This window comes from Clostridium sp. AM42-4 (assembly GCF_003480105.1).
Classification (GTDB): Bacteria; Bacillota; Clostridia; order Lachnospirales; family Lachnospiraceae; genus Brotaphodocola.
Genome location: NZ_QUIK01000004.1, coordinates 180242 through 196340, shown reverse-complemented (window position 1 = coordinate 196340; position 16099 = coordinate 180242). Strand labels below are relative to the sequence as shown.

Sequence of the window (16099 nt, the reverse complement as noted above, 5' to 3'; positions counted from 1 at the left end):
GGGGGGGGGCGGGGGCTTTCGGACTTACTGTGCGATAATGTCGTTTCACCGCCTTAAAATATGTGCGTAGAGCAGCAAAAATCCGTAGCAGAATGAGAGCAGCAGAATCTGGAGTGCGGTCTTGATAAAGAGCGGCATACTCCTGGCAGTTTCCGGCAGCAGGCCGGACAGGGCATAATGGATGCCGGTTGCCAGAAATAACAAAAGAGCCGGTTTTAAGATCATGTCCCAGGCGCTCCAGGTAAAGGCTACCCGCTTTTTCAGGGAGTACAGGTGCATCAGCGCCAGAAACAGTTCACTGGCGAGCATTCCGCAGAGATAGCCATAGATTCCAAAACGCGGGATCGCAGCCAGTACAAAGAAGAGGCGCAGGAGCATGGATGCTGTGTTCTGCAGAAAGGTAATGCGTGTACAGCCGAGTCCGTTTAAGATGCTGCCCATGGTCGTTGCAAGGTAGAGGAAGGGGCACAGCCAGGCAAGAATTTGCATATAGCGTCCTGCGTCCTCATTTTTAAAGACGCTGTCGCCGAGAGGAATGCCAAACAGCACAAAGATCCCAATGCAGAGGATGCCCATATAGAGACTGTAGCGCAGGGCCATGGCTACACTCTGGGCGATGCTTTTTGTCCGCCCTTCTGCCTGGTCCTTTGCCACGCTGGGAAGAAGGAGCACGGCAATGGAATTGGTGATGGCAGAGGGAAAGAGGATAAAGGGCAGGGCCATGCCGGTCAGGACGCCGTAAACAGAAAATGCCCCGGCATCACTTAGTCCGTATTGCTGGAGACGGTTAGGAATCCAGACTGCTTCGGCTCCGGCCAGCAGGTTTAGAACCAGGCGGTTTCCCATTAGCGGCAGGGCCAGTGCCATGAGCGGGAGAAAGCAGGAAGCGGAAAACGGAGCGGTATCCTGTGCCGGAGGTGAAGCTGTGAAGCAGGAGGACGTTTTGTCTGCCAAAGGTGCAGACTGGGATGCGTCAGGAGCTGCCTGTACCGGAGCTGGAAACACGGAATCGGAGTTTTTTCGTGTCCCTGCCTGCGGTGGAAACAGCAGCAGACACAAAAAATTAAAGGAAGCAGCCCCAATCTCACCGATCAGATGTCCGTAAACAGCCAGGCGCACGGTGATCTCCTGACCGGCCGCGGTGCGCTCTGTGGCGATCAGAAAAACGAGAGTCATCCGGACAATCTGCTCTGCAACCTGCGAAAATGCCGGCACTTTCGATTTCTGGGCGCCGTAGCAGTAGCCGTTGGCGCAGGCATGGAAGGAAGCGAAGGGCAAGGAAAGTCCCATGACGGGAAGATACGGGCTGCAGCGTGGCTCCATGAGGATGCGCTTGGCAATCCAGTCCGGATAGCGGCAGATCAGAAAGGCAAGAAGCCCGGATAACAGCATGGAAACACACAGGCCGGTGCGAAACACGCGGTGCCCTTTTTCTTCGTGGGCAGCTATGTACTGGGAAAGCGCAGTCTGGATCGCGCCGCCGCAAAGCGCAAAGCAGATCCCGTAGACGGGATGAACCATGTTATAGATGCCGAGTCCTTCGGCACCGATGGTGCGGGATAAAAAAATACGGTAGAAAAAGCCCAGAAGCCGGCAAAGAAACCCTGCTGCGGTAAGCAGCAGGGTGCCGGTGAGAAAGGCGCGTTTTTTTTCGGAAAGACCGGAATAAAAAGACATAAAGGCAGCCCCCGGCCGGAAATCTTATTACAGGATATGTAAGTCCTGCGATAATCAGAACCGGGAACGGGGCTGCCTTTTTGGAAGATCGGATCAGAACCGGGGATCCGGTTGGGGTTCGTTTAGTTTTTTACATACCGCTCAACCAGAAGTCCGCTGTGGTAAGCCATGAGAAGCTGCTCCAGATCTGCAATCTTTTCGCGGAGCACGGCACCGGTGTCGGTATCGCCTACCAGCTTTCTGCGGTCTGCATGGCGGACGATGACGCTGTCGGAATGAATGTCAATCTCGCGCTCAATGGCTGCTTCCGTAGATTCAAACGGCTCTAAGGCAGACAAGATCAGACCATAGGAGTTGTAGGTTAAGGTATATCCGGCAATGCCGGTCTCTTTCTGGTATGCCTTAGAGAAGCCGCCGTCGATGACCAGGATCTTGCCGCCGCATTTGACCGGGCTCTCGCCGTTTTTCGAGCGGACCGGAACATGACCGTTGATGATGTGGCTGCCGGTCTCCGGAAGACCGAATTCGGTCAGAATGTGGTTCACCACGGTTTCATTTTCCAGATATTTGTAGTACGGATTCTTCTTTTCCGCGTGGGTCTCTTTTTCTGCCAGGAAGTAGCGCTCAAAGGTAGCCATCTTATCTTTACCGAAGAGAGGTGAATCCTTATTCAGCCAGATGTACCACATGATGTCGCGTCCAAGGCGTTTTTCGCGATCGGAAACACCCATGAAAGCCTTGCGAATATAGCTTTCCAGAACGTCGTAGAGTGCCCTGCCGTGGAAGTAGGAGCCGTTGATCTCTACCTCCTGGAAGGTTCCGTCTGGATTTAACGGGATGCAGCCATGGTAGAGCAGGTTCCCGTTGTAGATCTTGTAGAGACTTCCCTTAGCCAGCAGGAATCTGACATGCTGCTGGAGCTTTTCACAGTTTAAGAATGCCTTGCTTAAACGATCCATGATATCGGCCTCGATCGGGGTGTAAGCGTATGGATCCTTCGGGTCGATGGTCGGGAAGTTGTTGTCTAACAGGGTGTAGGTGTGCGGAGTCAGGTTACCCTTTTCATCCGGCATGTCCAGGGTGATGGTGCCGTGCTCGTAGTCGATGCGGTGCAGCAGGTTGCGGTGCTCCATGTGGTATTCCGGATGCGCCTTAATGAGCTGTCCCTCTGCCTTGAACTGGATGATGGAGATGGCCTTGTGCATTTTTAAGTTGACCTCTACCTCGTACTGGTTTAACTCGTTGGAGCCTTTTAACTTAAAGCAGGTACACGGGTCATCGCTGTAGGTGTTTAAGGCAAAGGTGGCAAGCGGCAGCAGGTTGATGCCGTAGCCATCCTCTAAGATGTCCAGATTTCCGTAGCGGGCACAGATACGGATGACATTGGCAATGCAGCCAGGCTGGCCAGCGGCAGCGCCCATCCACAAGACGTCGTGATTGCCCCACTGGATATCTACGGAATGGTAGCTCATGAGCTTGTCCATGATCTTGTGCGGACCCGGGCCACGGTCGAAGATATCGCCCACGATATGTAAGTGGTCAATGACCAGACGCTGGATCAGCTGGCTCATGGCAATGATGCATTCCCGGCCGCGGCCGACATGAATGATCGTGTTGACGATCGCATTGTAATAGGAGGCCTTGTCCACGCTGTCATCTTTTTCAGTGATCAGCTCCTCCAGAATGTAGGCGAAATCCGGTGGCATAGCCTTGCGGACCTTGGAACGGGTATACTTGCTGGCAGCCCGCTTGCAGATCTCGATCAGGCGGTACAGGGTGATGCGGAACCACTCATCTTTGTCTTCCGTGACCTTTAAGATCTGGTCCATTTTTTCCCTTGGGTAGTAGATCAGTGTGGCAAGGGTCCGTTTGTCCTTGTGGGACAGGGTATTTCCAAATACCTCATTGACCTTGCGGCGCACGGATCCGGAACCGTTCTTCAGCACATGGGCGAAAGCTTCGTCCTCCCCGTGGATATCGGTCAGAAAATGTTCCGTTCCTTTTGGCAGGTTTAAGATTGCCTCCATGTTGATGACTTCGGTAGAAGCGGCTGCGATTGTGGGATACAGGTCCGCGAGACGCTCTAAATAACGGATTTCCGGATAATTCATAAAAACCCTCCTTGTGAAAGAACATATTATATAGTAGATTATATCATAGATAAAGAGAAAAGCCGGGAATCGGATTGTACTTTTTCGGAAAATCGAGAAAAATTTTCATAAATTCATCAATTCCTATTGAAATACTATGAAATAAATACTATAATAAGCCTGTCATAAAGACATGCTGGCTGGCATAGCTCCCAGCTGGAATTTTATGTATATTTTCCAGAAAGGTGGATTTATATAATGAAGAAAACAATCTATTTGGATAATGCGGCAACAACCAAGACCAGACCGGAAGTCGTAGAGGCTATGCTTCCGTATTTTACCGAATTTTACGGAAACCCGTCCTCAATCTACAGCTTCTCCGACGAGCCGAAGAAGGCAGTCGCAGCAGGCCGTGAGGCAATCGCAAAATCAATCGGTGCGAAGACCAACGAGCTGTATTTCACCGGCGGCGGCAGCGAGTCCGACAACTGGGCATTAAAGGCAACCGCAGAGGCATACAAGAGCAAAGGCAACCACATCATCACCAGCAAGATCGAGCATCATGCAATCCTGCACACCTGTGAGTGGCTGGAGCAGCACGGCTATGAGGTTACTTACATCGATGTAGACGAGAACGGTGTATTAAAGCTGGATGAGTTAAAGAAAGCCATCCGCCCGACCACCATCCTCATTTCTGTTATGTTCGCAAACAACGAGATCGGAACCATCCAGCCGATCAAAGAGATCGGCCAGATCGCAAAAGAACATGGTATCCTGTTCCACACAGATGCGGTTCAGGCATACGGACATGTGCCGATCAATGTTGACGAGTTAAACATCGACATGATGAGTGCCAGCGGCCACAAGATCAACGGACCGAAGGGAATCGGTTTCCTCTACATCCGTACCGGTGTGAAGATCCGTTCCTTCATCCATGGTGGCGCACAGGAGCGCAAACGTCGTGCAGGTACCGAGAACGTTCCGGGTATCGTAGGCTTTGGCAAGGCAGCTGAGATCGCTGCAGCAAACATGGAAGAGCGTTCCAAGTACGAGAGTGAGCTGCGTGATTACCTGATGGACCGTGTCATTGCGGAGATCCCATATGCACGCATCAACGGCGGCCGTGAGAACCGTCTTCCGAACAACGCAAACTTCTCCTTCCAGTTTATCGAGGGTGAGTCCATGCTGATCATGCTGGATGATAAGGGCATCTGCGGTTCCAGCGGTTCTGCATGTACCTCCGGTTCCCTGGATCCGTCCCATGTGCTCTTAGCCATCGGACTTCCTCACGAGATCGCTCACGGTTCCCTGCGTTTAACCTTAAGCGAGGAGACCACCAAAGAGGATATCGATTACACCGTAGAGAGCTTAAAGGCAATCGTCAGCAGACTGCGCAGCATGTCCCCGCTGTATGAGGATTTCGTAAAGCACCAGGCAAAATAAACAAAGACCTGTTTTAAAAACAAACGTATTAGCCAGACAAAAAGGCCGTGACCATAAGAAACCCGGTCCGGCTTTAGAAAAGGAGATAAAACATATGTATTCAGATAAAGTAATGGATCATTTCCAGCATCCGAGAAATGTAGGCGAGATTGAGAATGCCAGCGGTGTCGGCACCGTCGGCAACGCAAAGTGCGGCGATATCATGAGAATCTACTTAGACATCGACGACAACGGCGTGATCCGTGACTGTAAGTTCAAAACCTTCGGCTGCGGCGCTGCAGTAGCAACCAGCAGCATGGCAACCGAGATGGTAAAAGGAAAAACCATCCAGGAAGCACTGGAAGTAACCAACAAGGCCGTTATGGAGGCCCTGGACGGACTTCCGCCAGTTAAGGTACACTGTTCTTTACTGGCAGAGGAAGCCATTCATGCAGCTCTGTGGGATTACGCTGAGAAGAACGGCATCAAGATCGAAGGATTACAGAAGCCGAAGAACGATATCAGCGAAGGCGAAGAGGACGAAGAATATTGATCCAGGCAGAAAACAAAAAGAAAGTAGTAGTAGGAATGTCAGGCGGCGTCGATTCATCGGTTGCCGCCTGGCTTTTAAAACAGCAGGGGTACGATGTGATCGGCGTTACCATGCAGATCTGGCAGGATGAGGAAGAGACCGCGCAGCAGGAAAACGGAGGCTGTTGTGGTCTTTCTGCCGTTGATGACGCAAGACGTGTGGCGTGGCAGTTAGAGATCCCCTATTATGTCATGAACTTTAAAAAAGAGTTCAAGGACAATGTCATGGACTATTTTGTGGGCGAGTATTTATGCGGACGGACTCCGAACCCCTGCATCGCCTGCAACCGCTATGTCAAGTGGGAGTCCCTGTTAAAGAGAAGTCTTGATATCGGTGCGGACTACATTGCGACCGGTCATTACGCGAGAGTGGAGCAGCTGCCAAACGGCCGCTATGCGCTGAAAAAGTCGGCAACCGCGGCAAAGGACCAGACTTACGCCCTGTACAATTTAACGCAGGACCAGCTTTCCCATACGCTGATGCCGGTGGGCGAGTATACCAAGGACCAGATCCGTAAGATCGCTGAGGATATTGGCTTACAGGTGGCGCACAAGGCAGACAGCCAGGAAATCTGTTTTATCCCAGATAATGACTATGCGGGATTTATTGAGCGCGAAGCAGAGAACGTGCCGGGACCGGGCAATTTTGTGACGTCAGACGGCACTGTGATCGGCCGTCATGAGGGCATCACCCATTATACGATCGGCCAGAGAAAGGGCTTAAACCTTGCCATGGGACATCCGGTATTTGTAACGGAGATCCGCCCGGAGACGAATGAGGTCGTCATCGGCGGGGCAAACGATGTGTTTACCGATACGCTGGTCTGCAACAAGTTAAACTGGATGGCGATCGACGGTCTGCACGGTGAGCCGATGGAGGTCAGTGCCAAGATCCGCTACAGTCACAAAGGCGCTCCCTGTGTCATCGAGGAGATCGGAGAGGATCTGGTACAGTGCCATTTCTCAGAACCGGTCCGTGCCGTGACACCGGGGCAGGCAGTGGTATTCTATGATGGCGATTATGTAGTAGGCGGAGGAACGATCATCCGATGAGAAAGAAAACATTTGTATTTGCCATGGCAGCAGCAGTGGCTTTGATGACAGCGGGCTGCCAGTCAAAATATGAGAAAGTGGAATTACCGGGAAATGCGGCAGAAGCACCGGAGTCTGCCGGGGAAAAACAGAAAGCGGACGGGGAAGACCAGCAGGCAGATGGAGCAGTCAATGAGAAGATTGCACAGAACGGTGGATCCGAAAGCGAAAAACAGCAGGCAGAGGTCAGCGTGAATAAAACAGAACTGACTACAGAGTCTGCCCCTTCCATGGAAGCACGGAATGAGACTGTGTATGTAAAAGCAACCACATTGAACCTGCGTGTTGCTCCGGAGCCGGGGGCAGAGGTTGTGGCAGCACCGGTAAACGGAACACAGCTGAAAAGGACCGGTGACAATGGAAACTGGAGTCAGGTGGAATATCAGGGTAAGACCTGTTATGCCGCATCTGCTTATCTGAGTACAGAGCAGCCAGAAGAACAGTCTGCTGCTTTGACACAGCCGGCAGGAAATTCTGGTTCGGCAATGTCTTCTGATTCCGCAGCTTCTTCCGGATCTGCAGCATCCGTTCAGAATGCCGGTGAAGTGGGGCTGAACATGGATTGGAAATATGCTTCCCTGTCTAAGATCAACAGCGGAAAAGCGGTGCTGTACCGATCCGAATCTGCTTCCCGCAAGAATAAAGTGGTCTGCGTCAATGCAGGACACGGAACGAGCGGCGGCAGCAGTGTGAAGACCCAGTGTCACCCGGATGGAACCCCGAAGGTGACCAGCGGTACCACAAGTGCCGGTGCGACCACGGCGGTGGCAGTATCCGGCGGCATGACTTTTGCGGATGGAACCCCGGAGGCGAAGGTGACCCTGGCCATGGCCAAGGTATTGAAGGATAAGCTTCTGGCAAAAGGGTACGATGTCTTAATGATCCGCGAGAGCGATGATGTCCAGTTAGACAATGTAGCCCGCACGGTCCTAGCAAACAATTTGGCAGACTGCCACATTGCCCTTCACTGGGATTCCACGAAGAGCAACAAAGGCGCGTTTTACATGAGCGTGCCGAATGTGGCCTCCTACCGTGCCATGGAGCCGGTGGCATCACACTGGAAACAGCACAACGCACTGGGCGAGAGCCTGGTTGCCGGTCTGAAAAGTGCCGGTGTAAAGATCTTTTCCGGCGGCAGTATGGAGATGGACCTGACCCAGACTTCGTATTCTACGGTTCCGTCCATCGATATTGAGCTGGGGGACGGTGCTTCCGACCATTCCGCAGCAACGCTGGACCAGCTTGGAAACGGACTTGTGGCAGGCGTGGACCAATATTTTGGAAATTAAAAAAATAAGGGGAAATAAGAACGGAGATATTTACAATCCGCCATTTTTCGTGTATACTACAAAAGTTACTGAGGTGCAGTGATGCAGTGTCAGAAACAAATGGAGATATACCCAAGTGGCTGAAGGGTCCGCACTCGAAATGCGGTAGGTCGGGCAACCGGCGCGAGAGTTCAAATCTCTCTATCTCCGTAAGCAACCGGAATTCCCCGGATCTCCGGGAGGTTCCGGTTTTTTCTTTTTATAAAACCCATAAAAGAGATAGGAGAAAAGTGATGAAGAAGAAATTTTTAACTGCTCTGGTATCTGCCGGAGTTGCAGCGCTGGCATTAAGCGGCTGCGGCGGCGGGGCTTCCGAGAGCACAAAGGCAGCAGACCAGACTGATTCTGCAGCAGAGAGCAGCGCCCAGACCGCTGGGGAAGACGGCGCAAGAAAGGTTCTGCGCTATGGCCAGGCAAACTCCGGCGAGGGCCTGGACATGCAGAAATCTACCAGTTCCAGATCAGCAGCGATCGCAGATGAAGTAACTGAGAGCCTGCTTCGTTTCGACGATGACAACAACGAGGAGCCGGTCCTGTTAACCGATTTCCCGTCCGTTTCTGACGATGGACTGACCTACAGCTTTGAGTTAAAGCAGGGTGTACACTTCACCAACGGCACCGAGCTGACCAGCAAGGACGTAAAATTTACGTTTGAGCGTATGTTTACCCCGTCTACCGCAGCAAAGAGCACCTCATACTTCAATATGATCCAGGGTGCACAGGATATGCTGGCTGGAAGCGCAACAGAGCTTTCTGGTTTTGAGATCGTGGACGATTATCATTTCAATATCACCCTGGAGTATCCATTTGCTCCGTTTGTAAAGAATATCGGTACTTCTTACGCAGATATCTTCCCGGAGGATGCATGTACCGCAGCTGGTGAGAACTGGGGACTTGGAACCGACCTGATTGGTACCGGCCCGTACAAGATCGAAGAGAACGATGATACGACTCAGGTTGTTCTGGTGAAAAATGAAGATTACCATGGCGGCGAGGTAAACTTAGACGAACTGCAGTTTATTTTCTATGACGATGACCAGACCAAGCTGATCGCATACGAGAACGGCGATATTGACCTGGCAGACTTAAATGCAAGCCTGTTAAGCCAGTATCAGGCAAACTATGCAGACGAGATCACCGCTTACTACCCGCTGGGAACTGCATTCATCTCCATGAACTTAAATGACCAGTACTTAAGCGATGTAAACGTAAGAAAAGCCATTTCCCTTGCGATCAACCGTGAAGAGCTGGTAGATGCTGTGTTAAACGGCGCTGGTATTCCTGCAACCTCTTACTTAAACAATGGTATTCCGGGACATGACGATTCCCTCTCTGTTTACGAGTACAACCCGGAGAAGGCAAAAGAGCTTCTGGCTGAGGCTGGTTATGCAGACGGCATTACCATTACCTCTGAGGTACGCCAGTCCGACCAGGCTGTATACTCTGCGATCCAGGGTTATCTGGCAGAGGTTGGCATCAACATGGAACTGAACGTGGTTGATAATGCAACCTACAACTCTGACAGAACCGCTGGCAAGATCCCGTTAACTGGTATGACCTGGAACGCCCTGTATCCGGACGGCGATTTCCAGATGTACAACTACTTCTACTCCAGCAAGTCCGATGCACAGGGTGTCTTCTATCACAACGACGAGTTCGACAAGCTGCTGGATGATGCAAGAAAATCCACCGATGAGGATGCGCGTGCAGAGATGTACAAAGAGGCAGACAAGATCCTGTCCCAGGATGACTACGCATGTATCCCGCTGTACTATCCGCAGAGCCAGTTCATCGCAAAACCGTATGTGAAGAACTATAAGGTTGGCAACCTGATCTATCATTTCTGGAACGCAGATATCGATACTGCAGCACAGAACCAGTAACCAAAAGCGCTCCGGCGCGGGAGTCCGGCTTGCCGGGCTCCCTTTTTGCTTCGATGATTCATAAAAAGGAGGAGATCGCTTGATCCGATACATTATTAAGCGGGCGGCCCTGGCTGTCGGCATCATTTTTTCCATCTCCCTGATCACATTCTTTATCCTGAATGTAATCCCGGGAGACCCGGTAGCGGCTATGCTGGGCGAGTTCGCGGATGCGGACAAGATTGCCCAGGTGAAGGCCCAGATGGGACTTGACACTCCGCTTTCGGTTCAGTATATCAACTGGCTGAAAGACCTTCTGCACGGAGATATGGGAACCAGCTATTTCCAGAAAAAACCGGTCATTACCCTGATCCTGCAGGCATTCCACTATACGGTCATCATGGCAACTGCCGCTTATATTGTGGCGCTGATCGTGGGTCTGACCACCGGTATCCTGGCAGCAGTTTACCATGACCGTCCACTTGACCGCATTCTCATGAGCCTTTCTGCCTTGGGAATTTCCGCACCGTCTTTCTGGGTGGCGATCATTCTCCAGATTTATGTGGGACTGCGCTTTGATATTTTCCCGGTGTCAGGGGTAAAGAGCCCGATCGGCTATGTACTGCCGTCTGCAGCCCTGGGTGTGCGCTATGCGGCATCCATTGCACGCATCACCCGTTCCAGCATGCTGGAGGTGACCGGACAGGACTTTGTTAAGACGGCATATGCGAAGGGCTTATATTCCTGGCGCATTATCCTGATCCATATTTTCCAGAATGCGCTGGTGCCGATCATCACCGTGATCGGTACCGATATCGGTGCGCTTCTGACCGGTTCCATGATCACAGAGAATGTGTTCAACATTCCTGGAATCGGAAAGCTTCTGATCGATGCCATCCACCGGCGTGATATTCCGCTGGTGCAGGGCGGAGTCATTTATGTGGCAGCGATCTGCGTGCTGATCTATTTTATCGTAGACATTTTGTATGCGGTGATCAATCCGAATATCCGCCTGACGAAAGGAGAATAGCGGATGAAAAAGAAGAATTATTATTCCGAGAGCTTAAAGCGCTTCTGGAAAAACAAGATGGCAGTACTGTCCCTGTTTATCCTGGTGTTCTTAGCAGTATCGGCTGTGTTTGCCCCGGTGTTAACTCCTTATGATCCGAATAAACAGGTTCTGGCGGACAAGCTTTTGTTTCCAAGCTCCGAGCACCTGTTCGGAACCGATGAATTCGGCCGCGATATCTTAACCCGCTGCCTTTACGGCTGCCGGGTATCCTTAAGTGTCGGCATCATTTCCCAGCTGATCGCGTCCGTGATCGGTTATTTCATGGGTGTCTGTGCGGGTTATTTTGGCAAAAAGGTGGACGATGTGATCTCGTTCCTGATCCAGGTATTTTCCAGCTTCCCAGCCCTGCTGTTTGCGATGGCGCTTATGTACGCGCTTGGCTCCGGCATCCTGAATCTGTATCTGACGCTTGGCTTCTTATCTTGGGCGAATACCGCAAGACTGATTCGTGGTACCGTGCTGCAGTTAAAGGAGCAGGAATACATTCAGGCCTGCCGCATTGACGGAGGAAGCAGCCTGCGCATCATCTTAAAGCATCTGTTTCCAAACTGTATTCCGATGCTGATCGTTTCCTGTACCCTGGGAATCCCGTCTGCGATTCTGACGGAGGCAAGCTTAAGCTATCTGGGACTTGGTGTTCCGAGCCCGACTGCCAGCTGGGGCTCCATGATCTCCGGTGCGCAGACCTTTATCCGTACCAATACCTATTACAGCCTGTTTCCGGGACTGTGCATCATCCTGACCGTGATCGCCTTCAACACACTGGGAGACGGACTGCGTGATGTACTTGACCCGAAGATGCGCAAGTAGAAAGGAAGCTGACATGGAAAACGAAAACATTCTTACAATTAAAGATCTGGATGTGCGGCTGTTTACGGATCGCGGTGAGCTTCCGGTCATCGACCGTTTAAGCCTCAGCTTACAGGCAGGGGAAACCCTGGGGATCGTAGGCGAGAGCGGCTGCGGAAAGAGTATGCTTGCTTCCGCGATCATGGGACTTGTGGCGCATCCGGGCAAGGTGACCGGAGGAAGCATCCGCTTCGGGGGACAGGAACTGGTGGGCATGAAAAAGCGGGATCTGCGTAAGATCCGCGGAACCGGGATCTCCATGATCTTCCAGGAGCCGATGACCAGCTTAAATCCGCTGATGACCTGCGGACGCCAGATCATGGAGACCATTACCTCCCACGAAAAAGTATCAAAAGCAGAGGCGAAGGAGCGGGCACTTTCCATGATCCGTTCTGTCGGCATCGCAAGAGCGGAAAAGGTATTTTCCGAAGTGCCGGCCCAGCTTTCCGGCGGTATGCGCCAGCGTATCATGATCGCCATGGCATTGATCTGCCGTCCGCGGCTTCTGATCTGTGACGAGCCGACCACGGCGCTGGATGTGACGGTACAGGCCCAGATTTTGGGACTGATCCGCCGCCTGCAGAAGGAAACCGGAACCTCCGTTATTTTCATCAGCCATGATATGGGCGTTATTTCCCAGATGGCAGACCGGGTGGCCGTCATGTATGCCGGTCAGCTGGTAGAATACGCAGATGCTGAAAAAATCTTTTCCGAGCCGAAGCATCCTTACACCCAGGGACTGCAGGCCGCAATCCCGCGTCTGGATGAGCAGAAGGATACGCTGCGCAGCATTCCGGGTAATGTCCCGATGCTGTATGAGCTTCCGAAGGGCTGCATTTTCTTTCCGCGCTGTGCATTTGCAACTGAGCGCTGCCATGCCGAGAGACCGGGCCTGGTAGAAACCGAGGGGCATCTGGTGCGCTGCTTCCAGTATGAGGCTTCTGAATCTGAAAAAGAGCAGGACGTGTCTGAAAAAGAGCAGGCCGTGCAGCATGATGACAGGAATGCCGGATCTGCTGCCCAGGGCGCGGAGCAGAAAGACGAAAAAGGAGGAGCGCAGGTATGAGTGAAACGATTCTCCAGGTAAAGAACTTAAAGAAATACTATATGGTAGGAAGAAAAGGCCTGTTCGGGGAAAAGGAATATGTGAAATCCGTAGACGGCGTCAGCTTTGAGCTGCACCGAGGCGAGACGCTTGCGATCGTAGGCGAGAGCGGCTGCGGTAAATCCACGACCGTAAAATCCCTGATCCGGGTGACAGAGCCGACCTCTGGCGAGGTCATTTTAAACGGGCAGGACTTTTTAAAGCTGAAGGGCGAGGAATTAAAGAAAGCCAGAAGAAATATCAAGATGATCTTCCAGGATCCGTACAGCTCCTTAAACCCGCGTATGACGGTGCGGGACATCATCGGGGAACCGGCCGACATCGAGCACTGCTATAAAACGGAAGAGGAGCGGGAAAAGCTGATCCTCGATACCATGGAAATGGTTGGCCTGAACAGGGATTTCGCAGACCGCTATCCGCATGAGTTTTCCGGCGGCCAGCGCCAGCGTATCGGCATTGCGCGGGCGATCATCTTAAAGCCGGAGATCATCATCTGCGATGAGCCGGTATCTGCGCTGGATGTGTCTGTGCAGGCGAAGATCATCAACCTGTTGAAGGAACTCCAGCAGAAGCTGAACATCTCCTATATTTTTATTTCCCACGACCTGGGCGTGGTCAAGCACATTGCAGACCGCGTCATGGTTATGTACCGGGGCCGCGTGGTGGAGGAAGGAACCAGAGACGAGATCTTTGCGAATCCGAAGCACGACTACACGAAGCTTTTGTTAAGCAGTATCCCGAAGATCGGAGAAAAAATGGATTTCGAAGCATTTGATTCTTCGTATCAGGCGTGCTATGATGAAATGGAGCATGCGCAGAAATAGAATGATGCAAGGAGAAGAAACGACATGAAATTGGACAGAAATCAGATCGAGGCGGATTTTCGTGCCCTGATCGGACCGCTGTGTGATGCAGTGGGACCTTCCGGGTTCGAGGATGAGGTCGCTGATCTTTTGAGAAAAGAGCTGTCAGATTGCGATGTGAAGCTTTCCGATGATGTGATGGGAAACCTGATTGCCTATAAAAAAGGTACTAAAAAAGGAAGCATTCTTATTGCGGCCCATATGGACGAGATCGGACTGATCATCCGTCACATTGACAGCAAGGGATTTTTGTGGGTGGAAACTCTGGGCGGCATTGCACCGCAGCAGTTTTTCGGCAAACACGTGATCATTAAAACAGAGACCGGCCATGTAGACGGTATCGTGCAGTCTCTGCATCCGGGACGCCCGGACCGCTGCTCGGAGATGCCGAAATCCGCACAGGAGTTTTACATTGAAGTGGGCGCGGAAAGCCGCGAGGAAGTATATGAGATGGGAATTGAAGAAGGAAATGCAGTTTCTATCTGCTATCCGGTGATCTTTCTTGGAAAGCACCGGGTAGGAGCTAAGGCGCTGGATGACCGGGCACTGGTATTTATCCTTCTGGAGGTATTGAAACTCTTAAAGGACGACACTGATGTCCCGGATATCTACGGACTTTTTTCTACGCAGGAAGAGGTTGGCGCCCGCGGTGCCATTGCGGCAGCTACCCGCTTAAAACCGGATGTTGCACTGGCTCTGGACATGAGCCTTGCAGTCGACATCCCGGGAGTGTCTGAGAGCCGGTATATCAACGAGCTGGGCAAGGGAACCTCCATCAAGGTGATGGATAAGTTGAGCGCAGGTGTTGGCGGTATCCTGGCAAACCGGGACCTTGTCCGGGATATGAAAAAAATCGCAAAGACCCACGAAATCCCCTACCAGATCGAGGCCTATGCGGCAGGTGCTACCGATGCAAGCTTTATGCAGACCTTAAACGGCGGCATTAAGAGCGGCGGCATCCAGATCCCGATGCGTTATGTACATTCCTATGAAGTCTGCGATGTCCGCGATGTGGTTGATACCGTAGAGCTTCTTTACTGGTATGTAAAAGAAGGAGAAATTTAGTAAAGGAGAACAAAGTTATGAGCATCAGAGTTGGTATTTTAGGTTACGGTAATTTAGGAAAGGGCGTTGAGAGCGCAATTGCCCAGAACGCTGACATGGAGCTGGCAGCAGTCTTCACCCGCAGAAGCCCGGAGAGCGTGAAGGTCCGCACTGCAGGTGTGAAGGTTCTTCACGCAGACGAGCTTTCCCATATGCAGGATGAGCTGGATGTCCTGATCCTCTGCGGCGGCAGCGCAACCGATCTTCCGGTCCAGACTCCGCAGTACGCTTCCATGTACAATGTAGTAGACAGCTTCGATACCCACGCAAGAATCCCGGAGCATTTCGCAGCAGTCGATGCAGCAGCAAAGAAAGCCGGCAAAGTCAGCCTCATTTCCTGCGGCTGGGATCCGGGTATGTTCTCCTTAAACCGTCTGTACGCAAACTGCGTTCTGCCGGAGGGCAAGGATTACACCTTCTGGGGCAAGGGCGTAAGCCAGGGACATTCTGATGCAGTACGCCGCATCGAGGGCGTAAAGGACTGCAGACAGTACACGATCCCGGTCGAGAAGGCAGTCGAGGCAGTCAGAAGCGGTTCCAATCCAGAGCTGACCACCAGAGAAAAACATACCAGAGAGTGCTTCGTAGTTGCAGAGGAAGGCGCAGATCTTGCAAAGATCGAGAACGAGATCAAGACCATGCCGAACTACTTCTCTGATTATGACACCACCGTACACTTCATCACCGAGGAAGAGATGAAGCGTGACCACAGCGGACTTCCGCACGGCGGCATGGTGATCCGCACCGGCGTAACCGGCATGGAGAAAGAGCACAAGCATGTGATCGAGTACAGCTTAAAGCTGGATTCCAATCCGGAGTTTACCGGTTCTGTTATCGTGGCTTACGCAAGAGCAGTCAGCCGCATGAACAAAGAGGGCATGAGCGGATGCAAGACCGTATTTGATATTGCACCGGCATACCTTTCCCCGAAGAGCGCAGAAGAGCTGCGTGCACATATGCTGTAAAGTATAACAATATTGATAACTTAATAGGGCCGTGTGAGTTGCCTTTCGGCAACTTACACGGCCCTTGTCATATACTTAA

Annotated in this window: 13 protein-coding genes and 1 tRNA gene; 12 read left to right on the top strand and 2 right to left on the bottom strand. The window is 52.0% G+C overall.

The genetic code is table 11. The features are described from left to right. Positions 1–45: 45 nt before the first annotated feature. Positions 46–1677 carry an oligosaccharide flippase family protein gene (locus DW922_RS05010; protein WP_118726009.1) on the bottom strand — a complete coding sequence of 544 codons (1632 nt, stop codon included), beginning with the start codon at positions 1675–1677 and terminating at the stop codon, positions 46–48. Between the two features lie 122 nt (positions 1678–1799). After that, positions 1800–3788 (bottom strand): fructose-1,6-bisphosphatase, encoded by a 1989-nt coding sequence (locus DW922_RS05005; RefSeq protein WP_118726008.1) that lies wholly within the window; start codon positions 3786–3788, stop codon positions 1800–1802. A gap of 237 nt (positions 3789–4025) precedes the next feature. On the opposite strand from DW922_RS05005, the gene nifS reads away from it, so the two are divergent. From nifS to DW922_RS04945, 12 genes are all read left to right on the top strand, one after another. Continuing rightward, positions 4026–5210, top strand: coding sequence for a cysteine desulfurase NifS (nifS, locus tag DW922_RS05000; RefSeq protein WP_118541822.1), 1185 nt, complete (start codon positions 4026–4028; stop codon positions 5208–5210). A gap of 94 nt (positions 5211–5304) precedes the next feature. After that, positions 5305–5742, top strand: coding sequence for a Fe-S cluster assembly scaffold protein NifU (gene nifU / locus DW922_RS04995; protein ID WP_118541824.1), 438 nt, complete (start codon positions 5305–5307; stop codon positions 5740–5742). Continuing rightward, positions 5739–6833, top strand: a complete 1095-nt coding sequence (gene mnmA, locus DW922_RS04990; RefSeq protein WP_347560266.1) for a tRNA 2-thiouridine(34) synthase MnmA — start codon at positions 5739–5741, stop codon at positions 6831–6833. The genes nifU and mnmA overlap by 4 nt, the downstream gene beginning before the upstream one ends. Beyond that, positions 6830–8161 (top strand): N-acetylmuramoyl-L-alanine amidase, encoded by a 1332-nt coding sequence (locus DW922_RS04985; RefSeq protein WP_118726007.1) that lies wholly within the window; start codon positions 6830–6832, stop codon positions 8159–8161. The genes mnmA and DW922_RS04985 overlap by 4 nt, the downstream gene beginning before the upstream one ends. A gap of 101 nt (positions 8162–8262) precedes the next feature. After that, positions 8263–8350, top strand: a tRNA-Ser gene (locus tag DW922_RS04980). A gap of 83 nt (positions 8351–8433) precedes the next feature. After that, positions 8434–10083, top strand: a complete 1650-nt coding sequence (locus DW922_RS04975) for an ABC transporter substrate-binding protein (protein WP_118726006.1) — start codon at positions 8434–8436, stop codon at positions 10081–10083. Between the two features lie 79 nt (positions 10084–10162). Further along, positions 10163–11092, top strand: a complete 930-nt coding sequence (locus DW922_RS04970) for an ABC transporter permease (RefSeq protein ID WP_118726005.1) — start codon at positions 10163–10165, stop codon at positions 11090–11092. A gap of 3 nt (positions 11093–11095) precedes the next feature. Further along, positions 11096–11944 (top strand): ABC transporter permease, encoded by an 849-nt coding sequence (locus DW922_RS04965; RefSeq protein WP_118718890.1) that lies wholly within the window; start codon positions 11096–11098, stop codon positions 11942–11944. A 13-nt stretch (positions 11945–11957) separates the two neighbouring features. Then, positions 11958–13049, top strand: a complete 1092-nt coding sequence (locus tag DW922_RS04960; protein WP_118726004.1) for an ABC transporter ATP-binding protein — start codon at positions 11958–11960, stop codon at positions 13047–13049. Then, on the top strand, positions 13046–13912 hold the full coding sequence (locus tag DW922_RS04955) for an ATP-binding cassette domain-containing protein (RefSeq protein WP_118726003.1): 867 nt from the start codon (positions 13046–13048) through the stop codon (positions 13910–13912). The genes DW922_RS04960 and DW922_RS04955 overlap by 4 nt, the downstream gene beginning before the upstream one ends. Before the next feature lie 24 nt (positions 13913–13936). Then, positions 13937–15016, top strand: coding sequence for a M20/M25/M40 family metallo-hydrolase (locus DW922_RS04950; RefSeq protein ID WP_118718893.1), 1080 nt, complete (start codon positions 13937–13939; stop codon positions 15014–15016). A gap of 17 nt (positions 15017–15033) precedes the next feature. Next, positions 15034–16020 (top strand): diaminopimelate dehydrogenase, encoded by a 987-nt coding sequence (locus DW922_RS04945; protein WP_118726002.1) that lies wholly within the window; start codon positions 15034–15036, stop codon positions 16018–16020. The last annotated feature ends 79 nt before the right edge of the window (positions 16021–16099 follow it).

Bases quoted from the DNA above. Each gene is read 5' to 3' on its own strand.
- DW922_RS05010 (WP_118726009.1), bottom strand. From the start codon at position 1,677: ATGTCTTTTTATTCCGGTCTTTCCGAAAAAAAACGCGCCTTTCTCACC.
- DW922_RS05005 (WP_118726008.1), bottom strand. From the start codon at position 3,788: ATGAATTATCCGGAAATCCGTTATTTAGAGCGTCTCGCGGACCTGTAT.
- nifS (WP_118541822.1), top strand. From the start codon at position 4,026: ATGAAGAAAACAATCTATTTGGATAATGCGGCAACAACCAAGACCAGA.
- nifU (WP_118541824.1), top strand. From the start codon at position 5,305: ATGTATTCAGATAAAGTAATGGATCATTTCCAGCATCCGAGAAATGTA.
- DW922_RS04985 (WP_118726007.1), top strand. From the start codon at position 6,830: ATGAGAAAGAAAACATTTGTATTTGCCATGGCAGCAGCAGTGGCTTTG.
- DW922_RS04975 (WP_118726006.1), top strand. From the start codon at position 8,434: ATGAAGAAGAAATTTTTAACTGCTCTGGTATCTGCCGGAGTTGCAGCG.
- DW922_RS04965 (WP_118718890.1), top strand. From the start codon at position 11,096: ATGAAAAAGAAGAATTATTATTCCGAGAGCTTAAAGCGCTTCTGGAAA.
- DW922_RS04960 (WP_118726004.1), top strand. From the start codon at position 11,958: ATGGAAAACGAAAACATTCTTACAATTAAAGATCTGGATGTGCGGCTG.
- DW922_RS04955 (WP_118726003.1), top strand. From the start codon at position 13,046: ATGAGTGAAACGATTCTCCAGGTAAAGAACTTAAAGAAATACTATATG.
- DW922_RS04950 (WP_118718893.1), top strand. From the start codon at position 13,937: ATGAAATTGGACAGAAATCAGATCGAGGCGGATTTTCGTGCCCTGATC.
- DW922_RS04945 (WP_118726002.1), top strand. From the start codon at position 15,034: ATGAGCATCAGAGTTGGTATTTTAGGTTACGGTAATTTAGGAAAGGGC.